At 72.3% G+C, this 25,519-nt stretch carries 1 protein-coding gene; it reads left to right on the forward strand.

Going from position 1 to position 25,519, the window contains the following annotated elements:
- Window positions 1–36: 36 nt before the first annotated feature.
- A complete protein-coding gene (locus AB0J87_RS49760; RefSeq protein ID WP_363979366.1) occupies window positions 37–25,491 on the forward strand; it encodes an SDR family NAD(P)-dependent oxidoreductase in 25,455 nt (8,484 codons plus the stop codon).
- Window positions 25,492–25,519: the final 28 nt, after the last annotated feature.

Raw genomic sequence — 25,519 nt, forward strand, 5'->3', positions numbered from 1 at the left:
TCCCCCTTTCGGTTGCAGGAAGAGTACGAGGCGAGAATGGCTGCGAACGACACCAAGCTCATCGAGGCCCTGCGTTCCTCATTGAAAGAGACGGAACGGCTGCGTGCGCAGAACCGTTCTCTCGCCGAGGCGGCGCGCGAGCCGATCGCGATCGTCGGAATGGCCTGCCGCTACCCGGGCGAGGTCCAGTCACCGGAGGACCTGTGGGACCTGGTGGCCACGGGCGGGGACGCGATCGGGGAGTTCCCCGCCGATCGCGGCTGGGACCTCGACAAGCTGTACGACCCGGACCCGGACAGCCGTGGGACGTCTTACTCGCGGCACGGCGGTTTCCTGTACAGCGCGGGGGAGTTCGACCCCGGGTTCTTCGGGATCTCGCCGCGTGAGGCGTTGGCGATGGATCCGCAGCAGCGGTTGCTGCTGGAGGCGTCGTGGGAGGCGATCGAGCGGGCGGGCGTCGATCCGGCCGGGCTGCGCGGCAGCCGTACCGGCGTGTTCGCCGGGGTGATGTACCACGACTACGCCCCTCAGGTGTCCTCCGTGCCCCAGGAGTTGGAGGGCCTGGTCGGGACCGGCAACTCGGGCAGCATCGCCTCGGGCCGGGTGTCGTACACGTTCGGGTTCGAGGGCCCGGCGGTGACCGTGGACACGGCGTGCTCGTCGTCGCTGGTGGCGCTGCACCTGGCGGTGCAGGCGCTGCGGTCGGGTGAGTGCGACCTGGCGCTGGCCGGCGGTGTCACGGTGATGGCGACGCCGGGCACGTTCGTGGAGTTCTCGCGGCAGCGCGGGTTGTCCCCTGATGGGCGGTGCAAGGCGTTCTCGGCTTCGGCGGACGGCACCGGCTGGGCCGAGGGTGTCGGCATGCTGCTGGTGGAGCGGCTGTCTGACGCGCGGCGTAATGGCCACCGGGTGCTGGCGGTCGTCAAGGGCTCGGCGATCAACCAGGACGGTGCCAGTAACGGCCTGACCGCGCCGAACGGTCCTTCCCAGCAGCGGGTGATCCGGCAGGCCCTGGCCAACGCCGGGCTCGCGGCCGGAGACGTGGACGTGGTCGAGGCGCACGGGACCGGGACCACCCTGGGTGACCCGATCGAGGCGCAGGCTTTGATCGCGACGTATGGCCAGGAGCGGGAACGGCCGCTGTGGCTGGGGTCGCTGAAGTCCAACATCGGTCACTCCCAGGCTGCGGCCGGGGTGGGTGGCGTGATCAAGATGGTCATGGCGATGCGGCACGGGGTGCTGCCGCAGACGTTGCACGTGGACCAGCCGTCCCCACATGTGGACTGGTCGGCCGGTGCCGTTGAGCTGCTGACCGAGGCCCGGTCGTGGGACGTTCAGGATCATCCGCGCCGTGCCGCCGTCTCGTCGTTCGGGGTGAGCGGCACCAACGCGCATGTGATCATCGAGCAGGGTGAGGAGACCGACGCGGTCGCCGGTGACGACACGGGGCTGCCGGTGGTGCCGTGGCTGATCTCGGCGAAGACGCCCGAGGCGCTGGCGGGGCAGGCCGAGCGGCTCGCGTCATGGGTGGAGGAACACCCGGAGCCGGACGCCGCCGGGGTCGCGTGGACGCTGGCGACCGGTCGTACCGTGCTGGAGCAGCGTGCGGTCGTGGTCGGTGCGGATCGTGACGAGTTACTGGCCGGGCTGCGGGCGCTGGCCTCGGATGGGGTTTCCGGAAGTGGTTCTGGCGGAAAACTGGCGTTGCTGTTCGCCGGCCAGGGGAGCCAGCGGGTCGGGATGGGCCGGCAGTTGGCCGAGGCGTTCCCGGTGTTCGCCGAGGCGCTGGAGGAGATCGACCAGTTCCTGCCGGTCCGTGAGGTGATGTTCGACGACCTGGATGGGGTGTTGAACGAGACGGGGATGACCCAGCCTGCGCTGTTCGCCTTCGAGGTGGCGCTGTATCGGCTGTTGGAGTCCTTCGGGGTCCGGGCGGGTGTGCTGGTCGGGCATTCGATCGGGGAGATCGCCGCCGCGCACGTAGCGGGGGTGTTCTCGCTGGCGGATGCGTGTGCGCTGGTGGCGGCTCGGGCTCGGTTGATGCAGGCCCTGCCGACAGGCGGTGCGATGCTCGCGATCGCGGCACCCGAGGCGGAGGTTCTGCCGCTGCTCGGGGACCGGGTCGGGATCGCGGCGGTCAACGGTCCGGCTGCGGTGGTGATCTCCGGAGATGCCGAGGCGATCGCGGAGATCGAGGGCCGGGTGAGTGTTCGGACGCGCAGGTTGCGGGTCTCGCACGCTTTCCATTCGCCGCTGATGGAGCCGATGTTGGCTTCCTTCGAGGAGGCCATCTCCGGGTTGACCTACCACGAGCCCACTCTTGCGATCGTTTCCAACGTGACCGGCCGGCTTGTTGAGCCGGGGCAGCTGACCACCCCTGGTTACTGGGTTGAGCACGTGCGGCAGGCCGTGCGGTTCGCCGACGGGGTGACGGCTTCAGGAGCGAGCCACTTCCTGGAGGTCGGCCCGGACGGGGTGTTGACCGGGCTGGCTCAGCAGAGCATCGCCGACGGTGTGTTCATCCCCGCCAGCCGCAAGGACCGCGACGAGGTCCGCTCTCTGATCGAGGCGCTCGGCCGGCTGCACACCCACAACATCGCCGTGGACTGGACCGCGGTGCTGGCACCGGCCAGGCAGGTCGATCTGCCCACCTACGCCTTCCAGCACCAGCGGTACTGGATGTCGGCGCGGGCCGACGCCGGGGACATGGCCGGGGCCGGGCTCGCGGCAGTCGATCACCCGCTGCTGAGCGCGGTGACCGAGATCGCCGGCGGCGAGTCCGTGATCCTCAGCGGCCGGCTCTCCGTGGCCGCGCAGCCGTGGCTGGCCGACCACGCCGTCAACGGGACGATTCTCCTGCCCGGCACGGCGTTCCTGGAGCTGGCACTGCAGGCCGGGGACGAGGTCGGTTGCCCGGTCGTACAGGAGCTCACTCTTCAGGCGCCGCTGCTGCTGCCCGCCGACGGCGGGCGCCAGCTGCAGGTGCTGGTCGGCAGCGGTGACGGCGCCGGGGTGAGGCCGGTCTCGATCCACTCCCGAGCCGACGGCGACGCCCCCTGGGTGCTGCACGCCGACGGCACGCTGGCCGTTGCCGCGTCCACGCCCGTCGAAGGGCTGGAGCAGTGGCCGCCGTCCGGCGCCGCCGTGATCGACGTGTCCGACGCCTACGACCTCCTCCTGGACATGGGATACGAGTACGGGCCCGTCTTCCAGGGCCTGCAGGCGGCCTGGTCCCGAGACCGCGACGTGTTCGCCGAGGTCGCGCTGCCCGAGCAGGCGCACGCCGACGCGGCCAGGTCGGGACTGCACCCCGCTCTGCTGGACGCCGCCATGCACGCGCAGCTGATCGCCGGGGACGGGCAGACCGTCCTGCCGTTCTCCTGGGGCGGAGCGCGGCTGCACGCGGCCGGCGCGAGCAGCGTCCGGGTGCGGATCTCCCGCATCCGGGACACCTCCATCGCCCTGACCATCGCCGACGCCGACGGCGCGCCGGTGCTGTCGGTCGAGTCGCTGGCCGTGCGGCCCGTCTCGGCCGGTCAGCTCATCGCCGCTCGCGGCGACCACGCCGACGCGCTGTTCCGCGTGGACTGGACACCGCTCTCGCTCGCCCCCGCCGGGGCCGAGGAGCTGCCCGAGCTGACGGCCGTCGCCGAGGATGCCGCCGTGCCCGAGGCCGTGACGTACGTGGTGTCCGCGCCGGAGGGCGAGGTCCTCGACGCCGTCCACGAGATCACCGCCGAGGCCCTGGGCGTGATCCAGGAGTGGCTGGCCGACGAGCGGTTCACGTCGTCGCGGCTGGTCGTGGTGACGCGTGGTGCGGTGGCCGTGCAGGCCGCCGAGGGCCTGGACGTCGGTACGGCCCCGGTGTGGGGCCTGGTACGGGCGGCCGAGGCGGAGAATCCGGGCCGGTTTGTGCTGGTGGACGTGGACGGCAGCGCGGAGTCGTGGCGTGCCCTGGGTTCGGTGGTCGCTTCGGGGGAGCCGGAGGCGGCCGTTCGCGACGGGCAGGTGCGGGTTCCCCGGCTGGTGAAGGCGCAGGCGTCGGCGGGCGAGCCGGTGTTCGGCCCGGACGGCACGGTGCTGGTGACCGGTGGCACGGGCGGGCTGGGTGCCCTGGTGGCCCGGCACCTGGTGACGGCGCATGGAGTGCGCAGGCTGGTGCTGGTGAGCCGGCGTGGCCTGGAGGCGCCCGGCGCCGCTGACCTCGTGGCGGAGCTGGCCGAGCTGGGAGCCGAGGTCGCGGTCGAGGCCTGCGACGTGGCCGACCGGGAGGCGCTGGCCCGGGTTGTCGCTTCGGTGGCGGACTCGTTGACCGGGGTGGTGCACGCGGCCGGGGTGAGTGACAACGGCCTGGTGGGGTCGCTGTCGGTGGAGCGGCTCGCGCGGGTGCTGGGGGCCAAGGCGGCAGCGGCGTGGCATCTGCATGATCTGACGGCGGGTCTGGACCTGTCGGCGTTCGTGCTGTTCTCGTCGGCCGGTGGCCTGGTGCTGGCGGCGGGGCAGGCCAATTACGCGGCGGCGAACGTGTTCCTGGACGCCCTGGCGTCGTACCGGCGGTCGATGGGGTTGGTGGCGACGTCGCTGGCGTTCGGCCTGTGGGATACCGACGCGGGCATGGGCGGCGCGCTGAGCGAGGCCGACTTCGAGCGCATGCGGCGCCAGGGCCTGCCGGCGCTGTCGGTGGAGGAGGGGCTGGCGCTGTTCGACGCCGGGTCGGCGGGTGACGCGGCGGTGCTGGTGCCGTTGCGGGTGGACGCGACGGCCCTGCGGAACCGCGGTGAAGGGCTTCCGGCGCTGTTGCGCGGGCTCGTACGCGGTCCCGCGCGGCAGGTGGCGCGTGCGGCGGGAACGGGGCTGGCACGGCGGCTGGCAGGGATGGAGGCCGACCAGCGGGACCGGGCGCTGCTGGAGCTGGTCCGGCAAGAGGTCGCCAAGGTGCTCGGACACGCTTCGATGGACGCGGTCCAGCCGGATCGCGCCTTCCAGGAGCTGGGCTTCGACTCGCTGACCGCCGTGGAGTTCCGCAACCAGCTGATCGCCGCCACCGGGCTGCGGTTGCCGGCGACGTTGGTGTTCGATTTCCCGACGGCTGAGGCGGTGGCCGGGTATCTGGCGGGTGAGCTGGCCGGTGGGCGGTCGTCGGAGGCCGTGGTGGCCACCACGACGGCGACGGACGAGCCGATCGCGATTGTGGGGATGGCGTGCCGGTATCCGGGTGGCGTGGTCTCGCCGGAGGGTTTGTGGGAGTTGGTGTTCTCGGGTCGGGATGCGGTTGGGGAGTTCCCGGTTGATCGGGGTTGGGATCTGGAGAGGTTGTATGACCCGGATCCGGACAGCCGTGGGACGTCGTATGCGCGGCATGGCGGGTTCTTGTATGACGCGGCGGAGTTCGATTCGGGATTTTTCGGGATTTCGCCGCGTGAGGCGTTGGCGATGGATCCGCAGCAGCGGCTGCTCCTCGAAACGTCGTGGGAGGCGGTTGAGCGGGCGGGGATCGATCCGACGGGGTTGCGGGGGAGTCGGACGGGTGTGTTCGCCGGGGTGATGTATCACGACTACGGGTTGGGGACGCCGGCGAACACCAGTGGCGGGAGTCTGGTGTCGGGTCGGGTCTCTTACACGTTGGGGTTGGAGGGTCCGGCGGTGACCGTGGACACCGCTTGCTCGTCGTCGTTGGTGGCGTTGCATTGGGCTGCGCAGGCGTTGCGGTCGGGGGAGTGTGATCTGGCGCTGGCCGGTGGTGTGACGGTGATGTCGACGCCGGGGATGTTTATCGAGTTTTCGCGGCAGCGGGGGCTGGCGGCGGATGGGCGGTGCAAGGCGTTCTCGGCCTCGGCGGATGGTACGGGCTGGGGTGAGGGTGTCGGTGTGCTGCTGGTGGAGCGGCTGTCGGACGCTCAGCGCAACGGTCACCAGGTGCTGGCGGTCCTCAAGGGCTCGGCGATCAACCAGGACGGTGCGAGCAACGGGATCACGGCTCCGAACGGTCCTTCCCAGCAGCGGGTGATCCGGCAGGCGCTGGCGAACGCCGGGTTGTCGGCCGCTGATGTGGATGTGGTCGAGGCGCACGGGACTGGTACGACGCTGGGTGACCCGATCGAGGCGCAGGCTTTGATCGCGACCTACGGCCAGGAGCGGGACCGGCCGTTGTGGCTGGGGTCGCTGAAGTCCAACTTCGGTCACACGCAGGCAGCCTCTGGTGTGGGCGGCGTGATCAAGATGGTCATGGCGATGCGGAACGGCTTCATGCCCCGGACCTTGCACGTGGATGAGCCGTCGCCGCATGTGGACTGGTCGGCCGGTGCCGTTGAGCTGCTGACCGAGGCGCAGCCGTGGGAGCAGAACGGGCACGCCCGTCGTGCGGCGGTCTCCTCGTTCGGGATCAGCGGCACCAATGCGCATGTGATCATCGAGCAGGGGCCGGGGGCAGAGGAGCAGCCGGAGCCTGTTGACGAGCCGCCGGTGGTGCCGTGGGTGGTCTCGGCCAAGGATCCGCAGGCGCTTCAGGCCCAGGCGTCTCGACTGGCGTCGTGGCTGGAGGAGCGGCCGGAGCTGAAGACGGCCGATGCCGCTTGGTCGTTGGCCACGGAGCGGGCGGTCCTGGAGCAGCGTGCGGTCGTGGTGGGCGCTGACCGTGACGAGCTGCTGGCCGGGTTGCGGGCGCTGGCCGAGGGTTCCCCGGAGGTGGCGGCTGGAGGCAGGCTGGCGTTGCTGTTCGCCGGTCAAGGCAGCCAGCGGGTCGGCATGGGCCGACAGCTCGCCGAGGCGTTCCCGGTCTTCGCCGAGACCCTCGAAGAGATCAACCAGCTCCTGCCGATCCGTGAGGTCATGTTCGACGACCCCGATGGGGTGTTGAACGAGACCGGGATGACCCAGCCGGCGTTGTTCGCCTTCGAGGTGGCCTTGTACCGGCTGCTGGAATCCTTCGGCATCCACGCCGATGTGCTGGTCGGTCACTCGATCGGGGAGATCGCAGCCGCGCATGTGGCCGGAGTGTTCTCGCTGGCCGACGCGTGTGCGCTGGTGGCGGCTCGGGCTCGGTTGATGCAGGCCTTGCCGACAGGCGGTGCGATGCTCGCGATCGCGGCACCCGAGGCAGAGGTTCTGCCCCTGTTGGAGGGCCAGGTCGGGATCGCAGCGGTCAACGGCCCCGCAGCCGTGGTGATCTCCGGCGACGCCCAAGCAATCGCTGAGATCGAGGAGCGGGTCAGCGCTCGGACACGCAGGCTGCGGGTCTCCCATGCCTTCCACTCGCCGCTGATGGAGCCGATGCTCGCCGACTTCGAGCAGGCCATCTCCGGTCTGACCTACCACGAGCCGACGGTCGCGATCGTTTCCAACCTCACCGGCCGCCTGGCCGAGCCGGGCCAGCTGACCACTCCGAGCTATTGGGTGGAGCACGTGCGCCAGGCCGTGCGGTTCGCCGACGGGGTTGCGGCTGCGGAGGCCGGTTGCTTCCTGGAGGTCGGCCCGGACGGGGTGCTGACCGGGCTGGCCCAGCAGAGCATCTCCGACGGGGTGTTCATCCCCGCCACCCGCAAGGACCGCGACGAGGTCCGCGCGCTGATGGAGGCGCTCGGCCGATTGCACACCCACGGCATCGCCGTGGACTGGACAGCGGTGCTGACCCCGGCCAGGCACGTAGACCTGCCCACCTACGCCTTCCAGCGGGAGCGGTACTGGGTCAACGCGCAGGTCGAGGCCCGCGAGATGAGTTCCGTCGGGCTGGCGGACGTGGACCATCCGCTGCTGGGCGCCATGACCGAAGTGGCCGCCGGAGAGTCCGTGGTCTTCAGCGGCCGGCTGTCGGTGGCCACGCAGCCCTGGCTGGCCGATCACATGGTCAACGACACGATCCTGCTCCCCGGCACGGCGTTCCTGGAGCTGGCGCTGCACGCCGGGAACGAAGTGGGCTGCTCGCGCCTGCAGGAGCTCACTCTTCAGGCGCCGCTGCTGCTGCCTGCGGATGCCAGTTGTCAGCTGCAGGTCGTGGTGGGCGCGAGCGACGAGTCCGGGACGAGGCCGGTCTCGATCCACTCCCGTGTCGAGACCGACGCCGCGGGCGCGTGGACGGGGCATGCCGAAGGCGCGCTGACCACGGCTCCGCCGGTGTCGGTGTCGGCGTCCAGGCTGGAGCAGTGGCCGCCGTCCGATGCCGTCGGGATCGATGTGGCAGACGCCTACGACATGCTGCTGGACCGCGGTTACGAGTACGGGCCGGTCTTCCAGGGGCTGCAGGCGGCCTGGCGGCGCGGCGAAGAGATATTCGCCGAGGTCGCGCTGCCGGAGCAGGCGTTCGCCGACGCGGGACGCTTCGGGATCCACCCGGCTCTGCTGGACGCCACGCTGCACGCGCAGCTGGTCGCCGGGGACGGGCCGACGGTCCTCCCGTTCTCCTGGGCCGGAGTGGATCTGCACGCGGCCGGCGCGACCAGCGTACGGGTGCGGATCTCCCCCTTGCGCGACAACGCCATCGCCCTGACCATCGCCGATCCCACCGGGGCTCCGGTCCTGTCGGTGGAGTCGCTCGCCGTACGCCCGATCTCGGCTGACCAGCTCGCCGCGGCCAAGAGGAACAGCCTCGAGTCGCTGCACCACCTCGAGTGGAGCACGGTTCCGGCCGATCACGCGGCTCAGGCGCCCACATGGGCGTTGCTTGAGGGACTCGCCGAAGCCGGAACGGTTCCGCAGTGCGTGCTGGTGGCGGCCCCGGCCGGACGGGGAGCAGTGCATGAGGTGCTGGGCCTGCTGCAGGAGTGGCTGGCCGACGAGCGGTTCACGTCGTCGCGGCTGGTCGTCGTCACGCGTGGCGCGGTGGCGGCCGGTCCGGAGGATGTGCCGGAGCCGGCGCAGGCGGCGGTGTGGGGTCTGGTACGGGCCGCGCAAGGCGAGCAGCCGGGCCGGTTCGTGCTGCTCGACCTGGATGACGACACACCTGAGGACATGATCGGCCGGGCGCTGGCCTGCGGTGAGGCCCAGGTGGCGGTCCGGGCCGGTGAGGTGTGGGCGCCGCGCCTGGCGCGGGCGGCGGTGCCCGAGGGCCTGAGGCCGGTGTTCGAGCCGGAGTCGACGGTGCTGGTCACCGGCGGTACGAGCGGTCTGGGCGCCTTGGTGGCCCGGCATCTGGTCACCGCGTACCAGGTGGGGCATCTGGTGCTGGTCAGCAGGCGGGGCGCGGACGCTCCGGGGGCCGCAGAGCTGGTGGCGGAGCTGTCCGCGCTGGGCGCCGAGGTGAGTGTGGCCGCCTGCGACGTGAGCGACCGTGAAGCCGTTGCCGAGCTGATCGCCTCCATGCAGCGTCCGCTGGCCGGGGTCGTGCACGCGGCCGGCGTCCTGGACGACGGAGTGATCACTTCCCTGACGTCCGAACGGCTCGACACGGTCCTGCGGCCCAAGGCCGACGCCGCCTGGCACCTGCACGAGCTGACCCGGGATCTGGAGCTGTCGGCGTTCGTCCTGTTCTCCTCGATCGCCGGGGTGCTGGGTGGCCCTGGCCAGGGGAACTACGCGGCGGCGAACGCGTACCTGGACGCCCTGGCGGAGCACCGCAGGGCACAGGGGCTGCCCGCGATCTCGCTGGCCTGGGGCCTGTGGAACACGGGTGGCATGACCGAGGAGCTGACCGAGGCCGACCTGCGTCGCATGGAGCGCGTGGGGCTGAAGCCGCTGTCGGAGGCAGAAGGGCTGACGCTCTTCGACGCCGCGCTGTGCTCCGATCGGCCGGTGCTGGTCGCGGCGCGGTTCGCGCAGGCCAGGAGCGCTCGTACCCAGCCGCGGCGGGCCGCCGCGGTCAACGGGCTCGCCGACCGGCTGGCCGGGATGGAGCCGGCCGAACGCCAGTCGGCACTGTCGAACCTGGTGCGCCAAGAGGTGGCGACCGTCCTGGGCCACGCCTCGGCCGACGCGGTACAGCCCGATCGGACGTTCCAGGATCTCGGCTTCGACTCCCTCACCGCGGTCGAGTTCCGCAACCGGCTCACCACGGTCATCGGGCTGCGCCTGCCGGCCACGCTGATCTTCGACTACCCGACCGCCGCCGCGGTCGCCGATTACCTGGACTCGGAGCTGTCGGGAGCCGCGTCCGCGGCGTCCGCCGCCGTGGCCCGGACGGTGATCGACGACGAGCCGATCGCGATCGTGGGGATGGCCTGCCGCTACCCGGGTGGCGTGGTGTCTCCGGAAGGTCTGTGGGAGCTCGTCTCCTCCGGCACGGACGCGATCGGGGAGTTCCCCACCGACCGCGGCTGGGACCTCGGCAGGGTGTACGACCCCGACCCGGAGAGCAAGGGCACCTCCTACGTACGCCACGGCGGGTTCTTGTACGAGGCCGCCGAGTTCGACCCCGGGTTCTTCGGGATCTCGCCGCGCGAGGCGTTGACCATGGATCCGCAGCAGCGGCTGCTGCTGGAGACCTCGTGGGAGGCGCTTGAGCGCGCCGGTGTCAGTCCCGTCGCGCTGCGCGGCAGCCGGACCGGTGTGTTCGCCGGTGTGATGTATCACGACTACGGGCTGGGCACTCCCGCGTCGACCAGCGGCGGCAGCCTGGTGTCCGGGCGGGTGTCGTACACGTTCGGGTTCGAGGGCCCGGCGGTGACCGTGGACACGGCGTGCTCGTCGTCCCTGGTCGCGCTGCACCTGGCGGCGCAGGCGCTGCGGTCCGGTGAGTGCGATCTGGCGCTGGCCGGTGGTGTGACGGTGATGTCGACGCCGGGCACGTTCATCGAGTTCTCCCGCCAGCGTGGCCTGGCCACGGACGGCCGGTGCAAGTCCTTCGCCGCCGCGGCGGACGGTACCGGTTGGGGCGAGGGCGCCGGCGTGCTGCTGGTGGAGCGGCTGTCGGACGCCCGCCGCAACGGGCATCAGGTGCTGGCGGTCGTCAAGGGTTCGGCGATCAACCAGGACGGTGCGAGCAACGGGATCACGGCTCCGAACGGTCCTTCGCAGCAGCGGGTGATCCGGCAGGCGCTGGCGAACGCCGGTCTGTCGGCCGGGGACGTGGACGTGGTCGAGGCGCACGGCACGGGCACCAAGCTCGGTGACCCGATCGAGGCCCAGGCGCTCCTCGCGACCTACGGCCAGGAGCGGGACAGGCCGTTGTGGCTGGGTTCGCTGAAGTCGAACTTCGGTCACACGCAGGCCGCGGCCGGTGTGGCGGGGATCATCAAGATGGTGATGGCCATGCGCCATGGCCTCATGCCTCAGACCTTGCACGTGGACGAGCCGTCGCCGCACGTGGACTGGTCGGCCGGTGCCGTTGAGCTGCTGACCGAGGCCCGCTCGTGGGAGCGGCAGGACCGGCCGCGCCGGGCGGCGGTCTCCTCATTCGGGATCAGCGGTACGAACGCCCACGTGATCATCGAGCAGGCTGATGCCGAGGTCGCGAGTGATGACGCGGTTCTGCCCATGGTGCCGTGGCTGATCTCGGCCAGGACCACCGAAGCGCTGCAGGCCCAGGCCCGGCGTCTGGAGTCGTGGGTCTCGGAGGAGACCTCGATCGCCGGTACGGGCGCGGCGCTGGCGTTGAACCGGGTGGTGCTGGAGCAGCGTGCGGTCGTGGTGGGCGCCGACCGTGACGAGCTGTTGGCCGGGTTGCGGGCGCTGGCCTCGGACGTGGTTTCCGAGAGTGGCTCTGGTGGCCGGCTGGCGTTGTTGTTCGCCGGTCAAGGAAGTCAGCGAGTCGGGATGGGCCGACAGCTCGCCGAGGCGTTCCCGGTGTTCGCCGAGACCCTGGAAGAGATCAACCAGCTCCTGCCGATCCGCGAGGTCATGTTCAACGACCCCGATGGGGTGTTGAACGAGACGGGCATGACGCAGCCGGCGTTGTTCGCCTTCGAGGTGGCTCTGTATCGGCTGCTGGAGTCCTTCGGTATCCGCGCTGATGTGCTGGTCGGTCACTCGATCGGCGAGATCGCCGCCGCGCACGTGGCCGGAGTGTTCTCGCTGGCCGATGCGTGCGCGCTGGTGGCGGCTCGGGCTCGGTTGATGCAGGCCCTGCCGACCGGCGGTGCGATGCTCGCGATCGCCGCACCCGAGGCAGAGGTTCTGCCCCTGCTGGAGGGCCGGGTCGGGATCGCGGCGGTCAACGGCCCGGCAGCGGTGGTGGTCTCCGGAGACGCCCAAAAGATCGCTGAGATCGAGGAGCGGGTCAGCGCTCGGACACGCAGGCTGCGGGTCTCCCATGCTTTCCACTCGCCGCTGATGGAGCCAATGCTGGCTTCCTTCGAGGAGGCCATCTCCGGTCTGACCTACCACGAGCCGACGGTCGCGATCGTTTCCAACCTCACCGGCCAGTTGGCCGAGCCGGGCCAGCTGACCACCCCGACCTATTGGGTGGAGCACGTGCGCCAGGCCGTGCGGTTCGCCGACGGAGTGACGGCCGCCGGGGCGAGCCACTTCCTGGAAGTCGGCCCGGATGGAGTACTGACCGGGCTGGCCCAGCAGAGCATCTCCGACGGCGTGTTCATCCCCGCCACCCGCAAGGACCGCGACGAGGTCCGTACCCTGGTCGAAGCCCTGGGACGGATGCACGCCTGTGGTCTGACCGTCGATTGGGAGGCGTTCTTCGCCCCCGTGGGGGCGCAGCGGGCGGATCTGCCCACCTACGCCTTCCAGCGGGAGCGGTACTGGGTGCCCGCCGCTCAGAGCACCGGCGATGTGGACGCCGCAGGGCTGGGCGCCGTCGATCATCCGTTGCTGAGCGCGGTGACCGAGGTGGCCGGCGGCGAGTCGGTGGTCTTCAGCGGCCGGTTGTCGCTGGCCACGCAGCCCTGGCTGGCCGATCACCTGGTCAACGGCACGGTCCTGCTTCCCGGCGCGGGCCTGGTGGAGCTGGCGGTTCGCGTCGGTGACGAGGTGGGCTGCTCGTGCCTGCAGGAGCTGACCCTGCAGGCTCCGCTGGTGGTGTCCGCCGAGGGCGGCGTGCAGCTGCAGGTGGTGGTCGGCGCGGCGGAGGAGTCCGGCCAGCGGTCGGTGAGCATTCATTCCCGGTCCGGTGACGGGGACGAGTGGGTCCGGCACGCCGAGGGCGTCCTGGCGGCCACGGCCGCGGAGCCGGGCTTCGACGTGGCGCAGTGGCCGCCGGCGGACGCGGTGCCGGTCGATGTCGAGGACCTGTACGAGAACCTGGCGGGGATCGGCCTGGAGTACGGCCCGCTCTTCCAGGGCCTGACGAGCGCGTGGACCCGGCCGGGCGAGGTGTTCGCCGAGATCACGCTGCCGGACCAGGCGCACGCCGAGGCGGCGCGGTTCGGGATGCATCCGGCCCTGCTGGACGCCGCGCTGCACGCCAGCGCACTGGGCGATCTGCTGCCGACGCCCGAGCCGGGTCAGCCTTTCCTGCCCTTCGCCTGGTCGGGAGTGTCGCTGCACGCGACCGGAGCGACCGGCCTGCGCGTGAAGGCCGCCAAGAACACCGCCGCCGGCAGCACCTCCGTCTCGCTGACCATCGCGGACGGCACCGGCGCTCCGGTGGCCGACATCGACGCGCTCACCGTCCGGCCGCTGTCCACCGGCCAGCTGCAAACGGGTCAGAACCCCCTCTACCAGGTGACCTGGACGAAGCCGGCCGAGGTTCCGGCAGCGCCCGTCGAAGTGGGTGAATACCCGGACCTGGCGGCTCTGGGGGATGCGGTGCCTGAGTGGGCGTTCCTGGAGTGCCCGGCCACCGACCCCGCGACGGACGTCCCCACCGCCGTACGGCAGGCCATCCGTCCCGTCCTGGAATCGGTGCGGGAGTGGCTGGCGGACGAGCGGTTCGCGTCGTCGCGGCTGGTCATCGTCACGCGTGGCGCGGCGGCGGTGCGGCCCGACGAGTCCGTGGACGTCGGCGTGGCCCCGGTATGGGGGCTGGTGCGGGCGGCCGAGGCCGAGAACCCGGGCCGGTTCGTCCTGGTGGACGTGGACGGCAGCGAGGAGTCCTGGCGCGCTCTGGGCGCGGTGGTCGCTTCCGGGGAGCCCGAGGCCGCTGTGCGCGAGGGCGAGGTGTGGGTGCCGCGGCTCGCGCGGGCCGCGAGCGCGGAAGGCGGGTCACCGGCGTTCGGGCCGGACGGCACGGTGCTGGTAACCGGTGGCACCGGCGGGCTCGGCGCGCTGGTCGCCCGGCACCTGGTGGTCACCCACGGAGTGCGGCACCTGCTTCTGGCCAGCCGCAGCGGGCCATCGGCTGCAGGCGCGGCAGATCTGGTGGCCGAGCTGGGCGAGCTCGGGGCCGAGGTGTCGGTGGCGGCCTGTGATGTCGCCGACCGGGACGCGCTGGCCGAGGCGATCGCCTCCGTCCCTCAGCAGCATCCGCTGGTCGGCGTGGTGCACGCGGCGGGCGTGGCCGACAACGGGCTGGTGGGTTCGCTGTCGGCCGAGCGGATCGACGGGGTGCTGGGGGCGAAGGCCGACGGAGCCTGGCACCTGCACGAACTGACCCGCGATCTGGACCTGTCGGCGTTCGTGCTGTTCTCGTCGGCCGGCGGGTTGGTGCTGGCGGCCGGGCAGGCGGCGTACGCGTCGGCCAACGTGTTCCTGGACGCGCTGGCGGTGCACCGTCGCTCGCTGGGGCTGCCGGCGACGTCCCTGGCGTACGGGCTCTGGGACGCCGAGACGGGGCTGAGCGCCTGGCTGAGCGAGGCCGACCTGGAGCGGATGCGGCGTCAGGGTCTGCCGGCGCTGTCGGTGGACGAGGGCCTGGCGTCGTTCGACGCGGGCGTGGCCGCGGAGGCGGCGGTGCTGGTGCCGTTGCGGGTCGACGCGCAAGCGCTGCGTTCGCGGGGCGACGGCCTTCCGGCGCTGCTGCGCGGCCTGGTACGCGGCTCGGCCCGGCGGGTGGCGCGCTCGGACGCGTCGGCGCTGGGGCGGCGGCTGGCCGGTCTGGAGCCGGCGGAGCGCCGGCAGGTGCTGCTGGAGCTGGTACGCCAGGAGGTGGCGACCGTGCTGGGCCACGCCTCAGGGGACGCGGTGCAGCCCGATCGCGCCTTCCAGGAGCTGGGCTTCGACTCGCTGACCGCGGTGGAGCTCCGTAACCGGCTGAACGCCGTTTCCGGGCTGCGCCTGCCCGCCACCCTCGTCTTCGACTACCCGACCGCCGCCGCGGTCGCCGATTACCTGGACTCGGAGCTGACGGGAGCCGCGTCCGCGGCGTCCGTCGCCGTGGCCCGGACGGTGATCGACGACGAGCCGATCGCGATCGTGGGGATGGCCTGCCGCTATCCCGGTGGCGTGGTGTCTCCCGAGGGCCTTTGGGAGCTCGTGCTCTCCGGTACGGACGCGATCGGGGCGTTCCCCACCGACCGCGGCTGGGACCTGGACAAACTGTACGATCCCGACCCCGACACCAGGGGCACCTCCTACGTACGCCACGGCGGGTTCTTGTACGACGCGGGGGAGTTCGACCCCGGGTTCTTCGGGATCTCGCCGCGCGAGGCGCTGGCGATGGACCCGCAGCAGCGGCTGCTCCTCGAAACCTCGTGGGAGGCCCTGGAGCGGGCCGGAATGGACCCGCACGGGCTGCGCGGCAGCAGGACCGGCGTGTTCTCCGGCGTCATGTACCACGACTACGCCTCCCAGCTCACTTCGGTGCCGGAAGAGCTGGAAGGGCTGATCGGCACCGGCAACTCGGGCAGCGTCGCCTCCGGCCGGGTGTCGTACACCTTCGGTTTCGAGGGCCCCGCGGTGACCGTGGACACGGCCTGCTCGTCGTCGCTGGTGGCGCTGCACCTGGCGGTGCAGGCGCTGCGGTCCGGCGAGTGCGACCTGGCCCTCGCCGGCGGCGTGACCGTGATGGCGACGCCGGGCACGTTCATCGAGTTCTGCCGGCAGCGCGGCCTGTCCACCGACGGCCGCTGCAAGGCGTTCTCGGCCGAGGCGGACGGCGCCGGCTGGAGCGAAGGCATCGGGGTGCTGCTGGTGGAGCGCCTGTCGGACGCGCAGCGCGACGGCCACCAGGTGCTGGCGGTCATTCGCGGTACGGCGGTCAACCAGGACGGCGCCAGCAACGGCCTGACGGCGCCGAACGGTCCCTCCCAGCAGCGGGTGATCCGCCAGGCCCTGGCCAACGCCGGGCTGTCGGCCACCGACGTGGACGTGGTCGAGGCGCACGGCACAGGGACCCCGCTGGGGGACCCGATCGAGGCCCAGGCGCTGCTCGCCACCTATGGCCAGGACCGGGACCAGCCGGTGTGGCTCGGCTCGATCAAGTCGAACATCGGCCACACGCAGGCCGCCGCCGGCGCGGCGGGCGTCATCAAGATGGTCATGGCGATGCGCAACGGCGTGCTTCCCAGGACCTTGCACGCGGACGAGCCCAGCCCGCACGTGGACTGGTCGGCGGGCGCGCTGGAACTGCTGAACGAGCGGCAGCCGTGGGACCGGCAGGACCGCCCGCGCCGGGCAGCGGTCTCCTCCTTCGGCGTCAGCGGCACGAACGCGCACGTGGTGCTGGAGGAGCCGCCGATCGAGGCCCCGGTGGAGCCGGAGCCCGTTGACGAGCCGCCGGTGGTGCCGTGGGTGCTGTCGGGCCGTAGCGCGGAGGCGTTGCGGGCCCAGGCGGGCCGGTTGGCCGATGCGGTGACCGGGATCCGGCCGGCAGATGTCGGCTGGTCGCTGCTCGGCCGCTCGGCGTTCGACCACCGCGCGGTGGTGATCGGCGCCGACCAGGAGGAACTGCTGGCCCGGCTGGAAAGGCTGGACGAGGGCGCGGTGCGGGGCGTGGCCGGGCCGGGTGGCAAGACGGCCTTTGTCTTCCCCGGTCAGGGGTCGCAGTGGCTCGGCATGGGCGTCGAGTTGCTGGACGACTCGCCGGTGTTCGCGGCGCGGATGGCGGAGTGCGAGGCGGCGCTGTCGGAGTTCGTGGACTGGTCCCTCACAGAGGTGCTGCGCAGCGGGGAAGGTCTGGACCGGGTCGATGTGGTGCAGCCGGTGCTGTGGGCCGTGATGGTTTCCCTGGCCGAGGTGTGGCGCTCGCTCGGAGTGACACCATCCGCCGTGGTCGGTCACTCCCAAGGCGAGATCGCCGCCGCAGTCGTGGCTGGCGCGCTGTCGCTTCAGGACGGCGCCCGGGTGGTCGCGCTGCGGAGCCAGGCCATCGTGGCACTGGCCGGACAGGGCGGCATGGCATCGATCCCGCTACCGGCTGCAGAAGTGACCGCAGACGACCGGATCTCCATCGCGGCCGTGAACGGACCTTCCTCGACAGTGGTGTCAGGCGATGCGGACGCCATTGACGAATTGATCGCCGGCTACGAGGCCCGAGGGGTGCGGGCGCGGCGGATCGAGGTGGACTACGCCTCGCATTCGGCCCATGTCGAGGCGATCGAGGACGAACTGGCGAGACTGCTGGCCCCGGTCATCCCGCAAACGAGCGACGTGCCGTGGTACTCGACCGTCCGGCAGCGCTGGCTGACCGGCACCGAGGTGGACGCCGCGTACTGGTACGAGAACCTGCGGCAGACGGTGTGGTTCGCCCCGGCGGTGAGTGAGCTGGCGGGTTCGGGCTTCCGGTTCTTCGTGGAGGTCAGCGCGCATCCGGTGGTGCAGATCGGGATGCGCGAGGCGGTCGAGGAGGCCGGCGCCGAGGCGGTGGTGGTGGGTACGCTGCGCCGCGACGACGGCGGCCTGCGCAGGCTGTGGACCAGCGCCGCCGAGCTGTGGGTACGCGGCGCGGAGATCGACTGGGCCGGGGTGTACGAGCCCGCCCGCCCGAACCAGGTCGAACTGCCCACCTACGCCTTCCAGCACCAGCGCTTCTGGCTGCTGGAGTCGGCCGGTGCCGGCGACGCGGAGAGCCTCGGCCTGTGGGCCACGGGACACCCGCTGCTCGGCGCGGTCACGGGCCTCGCCGACGGCGGAGCGGTGGTTCTCACCGGCCGCGTGTCGATCGCCACCCACCCGTGGCTGGCCGACCACGCCGTCAACGGGCAGGTGTTCCTCCCCGGCACGGGCTTCGTGGAGCTGGCCATCAGGGCCGGCGACGAGGCCGGCTGCGACCTGCTCGAAGAGCTCACCCTGCAGGCCCCGCTCGTCGTGCCCGAGCGCGGCGCGGTCCAGCTCCAGGTCGCCGTCAGCGCCCCGGACGAGGACGGCCGCCGGCGGCTGGGGATCTACTCCCGCCTCCACGGCGCGCAGGACGAGCCCTGGACCCAGCACGCCGCCGGAACTCTGACGCGAGCCGGCGTGACGGCGCCGGAGCCCGAGAGCGTCTGGCCGCCGGAACGGGCAGAGGCGGTGGCGCTGGACGGCCTGTACGACCAGTTCGCCGCCATGGGCCTCGGCTACGGCCCCGCCTTCCGCGGGCTCCGGGCCGCATGGCGCAAGGGCGACGAGGTCTTCGCCGAGCTGGCGTTGCCGGAGGAGATGGCGCGCGACGCCGCCCGGTTCGGGCTGCACCCGGCGCTGTTCGACGTGGCGCTGCATGCCACCGCGCTCGGCGGGTTCGCGCCGGACGCGGAGCCCGGCCGCCCGTCCCTGCCGTTCGCCTGGAGCGGCGTGGCGCTGCACGCCTCCGGCGCCACGAAGCTTCGCGTACGGATCTCCTTGCGGGCACAGGGCGCGGTTTCCGTGACATTGACGGACACGGGCGGCCTGCCCGTGGCCACGGTCGCCTCGCTGGCGGTACGTCCGGTTTCCGCCGGCCCGCTGGAGACCACCCCGGCGGCCAGGAGCAGGAACAAGCTGTTCCAGGTCGACTGGGTGCCGGTGGAGTTGAGCGCGACGGGCGACCCGCAAGAGATCCTGGCAGGGCTCGCCGAGATCGGGACGGTTCCGGAATGCGTGCCGGTGGCGGCTCCGGCCGGTGTGCACGAGACGCTGGACCTGCTGCAGGAGTGGCTGGCGGACGAGCGGTTCACGTCGTCGCGGCTGGCCGTCGTCACGCGTGGCGCGGTGGCGGCGGGTCCGGCGGACGTGCCGGATCCGGCACAGGCGGCGATCTGGGGCCTGGTACGGGCCGCGCAGGCCGAACAGCCCGGCCGGTTCGTCCTGCTCGACCTGGACGACGACACGTCCGAGGACGTGATCGGCCGGGCACTGGCCGGCGACGAGGCCCAGGTGGCCGTGCGGGCCGGTGAGGCGCGGGTTCCGCGCCTGGCGCGGGCGGCGGTGCCGGAAGGCCGGGCGCCGGTGTTCGGGCCGGAGTCGACGGTGCTGGTCACCGGCGGTACGAGCGGTCTGGGCGCGCTGGTGGCCCGGCACCTGGTCACGGTGTACCAGGTGGGGCGTCTGGTGCTGGTCAGCAGGCGCGGGCCGGATGCTCCGGGGGCCGCGGACCTGGTGGCCGAGCTGTCCGCGCTGGGCGCGGAGGTGAGCGTCGCCGCCTGCGACGTGGCCGACCGTGAGGCGCTGGCGGAGTTGGTGACCTCGGTGGCGGACTCGCTGACCGGTGTGGTGCACGCGGCCGGCGTCCTGGACGACGGCGTGATCACCTCCCTCACGTCCGAACGGCTCGACACGGTCATGCGGCCCAAGGCCGACGCCGCCTGGCACCTGCACGAGCTCACCCGCGATCTGAACCTGTCCGCGTTCATCCTGTTCTCCTCCCTGGCAGGCGTCATGGGAGGCGCGGGCCAGGGCAACTACGCGGCGGCGAACGCGTACCTGGACGCCCTGGCGGAGCACCGCAGAGCACACGGGCTGCCCGCGATCTCGCTGGCCTGGGGCCTGTGGAGGGAAGGCGGGCTCGCGGAGCTCGACGACGCCGCCCTGCGGCGGCTCGCACGCTCCGGCGTCGACCCGTTGTCGGCCGAGGACGGGCTGGCCCTGCTCGACGCGGCGCTCGGCACCGACCGGGCCACGCTGGTCCCCGCCCAGCTGAACCTCAAGGTCCTCGGCGCCCACGCGGACATGCTGCCCCCGCTGCTGCGCGGGCTCGTGTCCGGTCCCGCCAGGCGCGTGGTGACGGCCGCGTCGGAGGCCGCCGCCACGCTGAAGCAGCAGCTGGCGAGCATGCCGCCGGCCGGACAGCAGTCCGTGCTGGAAGACCTCGTACGCGATCAGCTGGCCGTGGTGCTCGGCTTCGCCGACCGGTCGGCCCTCGACGAGGGCATGTCGTTCCAGGAGCTGGGCTTCGACTCGCTGATGGCGGTGGAGTTCCGCAACCGGCTCAGCGAGGTCACGGGCATCCGGCTGCCGGCGACGCTGGTCTTCGACTATCCCACCCAGGCGGCGCTCGTCAGGTTCCTGTCCGGCGAGCTGCTGGGCACGCATGAGGTCGCGGTCACGGCACGGACCTCGGCGGCGGATGACGAGCCCATCGCGATCGTCGGCATGGCCTGCCGCTACCCCGGCGGGGTCGCCTCGCCCGAGGATCTGTGGCGGCTGGTGGCGCAGGCCGGGGACGCCGTGGGCGAGTTCCCGGCGGACCGAGGCTGGGATCTGGACAGGCTCTACGACCCTGACCCCGGCAACCGGGGCACCTCGTACGCCCGGCACGGCGGCTTCCTGTACGACGCCGCCGAGTTCGACCCCGGCTTCTTCGGGATCTCGCCGCGTGAGGCGCTGGCCATGGACCCGCAGCAGCGGCTGCTGCTCGAAACCTCGTGGGAAGCGCTCGAACGGGCCGGAATCGATCCCCACGGGCTGCGGGGCAGCCGGACGGGTGTGTTCGCCGGTGTGATGTACCACGACTACGCGTCCCAGCTGTCCTCGGTGCCGGAAGAGCTGGAAGGCCTGATCGGCACCGGCAACTCGGGCAGCGTCGCCTCCGGCCGGGTGTCGTACACCTTCGGCTTCGAGGGCCCCGCGATGACCGTGGACACCGCGTGCTCGTCGTCCCTGGTCGCGCTGCACCTGGCGGTTCAGGCGCTGCGGTCGGGGGACTGCGACCTGGCGCTGGCAGGCGGCGTGACCGTGATGGCCACCCCGTGGACGTTCATCGAGTTCGCCCGGCAGCGCAACCTCTCCGTGGACGGCCGGTGCAGGGCGTTCGGCGAGGCGGAGGGCGGCGTCGGGCTGTCGGAGGGCGCGGGCATGCTGCTGGTGGAGCGGCTGTCGGACGCGCGCCGCAACGGCCACCAGGTGCTGGCGGTCGTCCGCGGATCCGCGGTCAACCAGGACGGTGCCAGCAACGGCCTGACCGCCCCGAACGGCCCCTCCCAGCAGCGGGTGATCCGCCAAGCCCTGGCCAACGCCGGACTGTCGGCCGCGGACGTGGACGCGGTCGAGGCGCACGGCACGGGCACGGTGCTCGGCGACCCGATCGAGGCCCAGGCGCTGATCGCGACCTACGGCCAGGAGCGGGACCAGCCCCTGTGGCTCGGCTCGATCAAGTCGAACATCGGCCACTCCCAGGCCGCCGCGGGCGTCGCGGGCGTGATCAAGATGGTGATGGCGCTGCGGAACGAGACGCTGCCGCAGACCCTGCACGCGGACGAGCCGTCCACGCACGTGGACTGGACGGCCGGCGCGGTCCGGCTGCTCACCGACGCGCAGCCCTGGCAGCGGAACGGGCACGCGCGCCGCGCCGGCATCTCCTCCTTCGGGATCAGCGGCACGAACGCCCACGTCGTCCTGGAGGAGTCCCCGGTCGCGCCCGAGCCGGAGCCCGCCGGCGAGCTGCCCATGGTTCCGTGGGTGCTGTCGGGACGCAGCGAGCAGGCGCTGTCGGCGCAGGCCGGACGGCTCCGCTCCTGGATCGAGTCGCGGCCCGAGCTGGACGTGGCCGATGTCGGCTGGTCGCTGGCGGCGGGCCGGTCGGTGCTGGAGCACCGGACGGTGATCACCGGCGCGGACCGCGCCGAACTGCTCGAAGCACTGGCGGCGCTAGCCGACGGCAGCCCGGACGAGCCGAGGACCCAGACGGGGCTGGTGCGCTCGCGGGCCAAGCTGGCACTGCTGTTCGCCGGTCAGGGCAGCCAGCGGGTCGGCATGGGCCGGCAGTTGGCCGAGGCGTTCCCGGTGTTCGCCGAGACCCTCGAAGAGATCAACCAGCTCCTGCCGATCCGTGAAGTCATGTTCGACGACCCCGATGGCGTGTTGAACGAGACCGGCATGACCCAGCCGGCACTGTTCGCCTTCGAGGTCGCGCTGTACCGGCTGCTGGAGTCCCTCGGCGTCCGCGCGGATGTGCTGGTCGGTCACTCGATCGGCGAGATCGCCGCCGCGCACGTGGCCGGAGTGTTCTCGCTGGCCGATGCATGCGCGCTGGTGGCGGCCCGGGCGCGGCTGATGCAGGCCCTGCCGACCGGCGGTGCGATGCTCGCGATCGCCGCACCGGAGGCGGAGGTTCTGCCGCTGCTGGAGGGCCAGGTCGGGATCGCGGCGGTCAACGGCCCGGCAGCGGTGGTGATCTCCGGCGACGCCGAGGCAATCGCGGAGATCGAGGAGCGGGTCAGCGTCCGGACACGCAGGTTGCGGGTCTCGCACGCCTTCCACTCGCCGCTGATGGAGCCGATGCTCGCCGACTTCGAGCAGGCCATCACCGGTCTGACCTACCACGAACCCACTCTCGCGATCGTCTCCAACCTCACCGGCCAACTGGCCGAGCCGGGCCAGCTGACCACCCCGAGCTACTGGGTGGAGCACGTGCGCCAGGCCGTGCGGTTCGCCGACGGGGTCGCTGCCGCTCGTGCCGCCGGGGCGAAGGTGTGGGTGGAGGTCGGTCCGGACACCACTCTGACCGCGCTGGCCCAGCAGAGCCTGGAGGACGGCGCCTTCGTACCGGCCGCGCGCAAGGACCGCGACGAGACCCGTACGTTCGTCGAGGCCCTGGGCCGGATGCACGCGAACGGCGTCGCCGTCGACTGGGAAGCGTTCTTCGCGCCGGCCCGCCCGTCCCGGGTGGACCTGCCCACGTACGCCTTCCAGCACGAGCGCTACTGGCTCATGCCCGGCCCCGACACCGGCGACGTCACCACCGCGGGCCTGGGCGCCGTCGAGCACCCGCTGCTCGGCGCCGCGACCGAGGTGGCCGGCGGCGAGACGGTGATCTTCAGCGGGCGGCTGTCGGTCGCCACGCACCCCTGGCTGGCCGACCACGTCGTGGGAGGCAGCGTGATCGTGCCGGGCACCGCGCTCGTCGAGCTGGCCGTCCGGGCCGGGGACGAGAGCGGTTGCCCGCACCTCCAGGAGCTCACCCTGCAGGCCCCGCTGGTCCTGCCCGAGGGCGGCGGCGTCCAGCTCCAGCTGGTGTCCACCGCCACCGAGGAGCCGGGCCGCAGGTCGCTGGCGATCCACTCCCGTACGCAGGACGCGACCGAGTGGACCCAGCACGCCGAGGCCACGCTCACCGCGACCGTGCCCGAGCCGGACATCGACCTGCGGCAGTGGCCGCCCGCGGGCGCGGAGCCGGTCCCGGTCCAGGACCTCTACGACGACATGCTCGCGATCGGACTGGACTACGGGCCGACGTTCCAGGGGCTGACAAGCGCCTGGGAGCGGGGCGGCGAGGTGTTCGCCGAGATCGTCCTGCCAGAGGAGGCGCACGCGGACGCCGGCCGGTTCGTGCTGCACCCCGCCCTGCTGGACGCCGCGCTGCACGCCACCGCCCTGGGTGGTCTGCTGCCGCGGCCCGAGCCGGGGCGGCCGTACCTGCCGTTCGCATGGTCGGGCGTGTCCCTGCTCGCGGCGGGAGCGACCAGCCTGCGCGTCAAGATCGCCAACGTCGGCGGCGCGGCCATCACGCTGAGCATCGCCGACGAGCTCGGCGCGCCGGTCGCCGCCGTCGAGACCCTCACCCTGCGCCCGATGGCCGGCGGCCGGCAAGGCGGCGGGAACCAGGGCGCCCTGCACCAGATCGAGTGGACCCGGCTCCCCGACGCGCCCGCGTCCGAGACGCCGCGCTGGGCGCTGCTCGGTGCCGACGACCTCGGCACCGGCCGCGTCACCTATCCGGACCTGGCCACTCTGGTCTCGCTGCACGACCCGGCCGATCTCCCGGAGGCGGTCCTGACCGGCCCCTCCACCGGGCAGGACCATCACGCGGCGACGCACGGCGTCCTCGAACTGCTGCAGAGCTGGCTGGCGGAGGAGCACCTCGCGTCGTCCCGGCTCGTCATCCTCACGCGCGGCGCCCTCGCACCCACCACCGGTGAGAGCCCGGACCTCGCCCAGGCGGCGGTCGGCGGCCTCGTGCGGGCCGCGCAGGCCGAGCAGCCCGGCAGGTTCGTGCTGCTGGACCTGGACGGGGACACGTCCGAGGACGTGATCGGCCGGGCGCTGGCGTCGGGCGAGTCGCAGCTCGCGGTGCGGGCGGGCGAGCTGTGGGTGCCGCGGCTGGGCCGGGCCACGGATCTGGAGGATCAGGGTCCGGTGTTCGGGCCGGAGGGCACGGTGCTGGTCACCGGTGGCACGGGCGGGCTGGGTGCGCTGGTGGCCCGGCACCTCGTCACCGAGCACGAGGTCAGGCGGTTGGTGCTGGTCAGCCGTCGTGGCCTGGGGGCGCCGGGCGCGGCCGAGCTGGTGGCCGAGCTCTCGGAGCTGGGTGCGGAGGTGGAGGTGGCGGCCTGCGACGTGGCCGACCGTGAGTCGCTGGCGGCGACGGTCGCCTGGGTGGCGGACTCGCTCACCGGTGTCGTGCACACGGCCGGCGTGCTGGACGACGGGGTGATCACGTCCCTGACGTCCGAGCGCCTTGACACGGTCCTGCGGCCCAAGGCCGATGCCGCCTGGCACCTGCACGAGCTGACGCGAGGGCTCGACCTGCGGGCGTTCGTGCTGTTCTCCTCGATGTCGGGGGTGCTGGGAGGAGCGGGCCAGGGCAACTACGCCGCGGCGAACGCGTTCCTCGACGCGCTGGCCCAGCTGCGGGCCGCCGAAGGGCTGGCGGGCACGTCCCTGGCCTGGGGGCTGTGGGAGCAGGGCGGCATGTCCGGCGAGCTGACCGAGGCCGACCTGCGGCGCCTGGCGCGCATGGGCGTGGCGCCGCTGTCCGCGGCCGACGGGCTGGAGCTGTTCGACACCGCGGTCGCGTCCGGCCGGTCACTGCTCATCCCGGCCCGATTCGTCCAGGCCCGCGCCAGCGCGCGGACCTCCATGCGGCGGGCGGGAACCACCGACGGGCTCGCCGAGCGGCTGTCCGCGATGGAACCGGCCGAGCGCCGGTCGGCGCTGTCGGACACCGTCCGCGGCCAGGTGGCGGCCGTCCTCGGGTTCTCCGACGGATCCGCCATCGACCCGCAGCGCCCGTTCCAGGACCTCGGGTTCGACTCCCTGACCGCGGTCGAGTTCCGCAACCAGCTCGGCAGGGCCACGGGCCTGCGGCTGCCCGCCACCCTCGTCTTCGACTACCCCACGCCGGTGGCCCTGACCGACCACCTCATGGGGTACTTCGGCGAAGCCGGGGCGGAGAACGAGGAGGCCGGCATCCTGCGGATCTTCGCGGAGCTGGACCAGATCCAGGATTCACTGACCACACTCGCCGAGGACAGCACGGTGCGCGCCAGGCTCACCGCGCGCCTCAAAGAGCTCCTGTCGGGCCTGAACGGCACGGGCGAGTCGGACGTCGCGGACCAGCTCGAGTCCGCCAGCGACGACGAGATGTTCGCCTTCATCGACAACGAGCTCGAGATCTCTTGACAGTTGCAGCGGCTCAGAAGGGCTACGT

The sequence above is a fragment of the Nonomuraea sp. NPDC049625 genome, from assembly GCF_040675285.1.
Classification (GTDB): domain Bacteria; phylum Actinomycetota; class Actinomycetes; order Streptosporangiales; family Streptosporangiaceae; genus Nonomuraea; species Nonomuraea angiospora_A.

Bases quoted from the DNA above. Each gene is read 5' to 3' on its own strand.
- AB0J87_RS49760 (WP_363979366.1), top strand. From the start codon at position 37: ATGGCTGCGAACGACACCAAGCTCATCGAGGCCCTGCGTTCCTCATTG.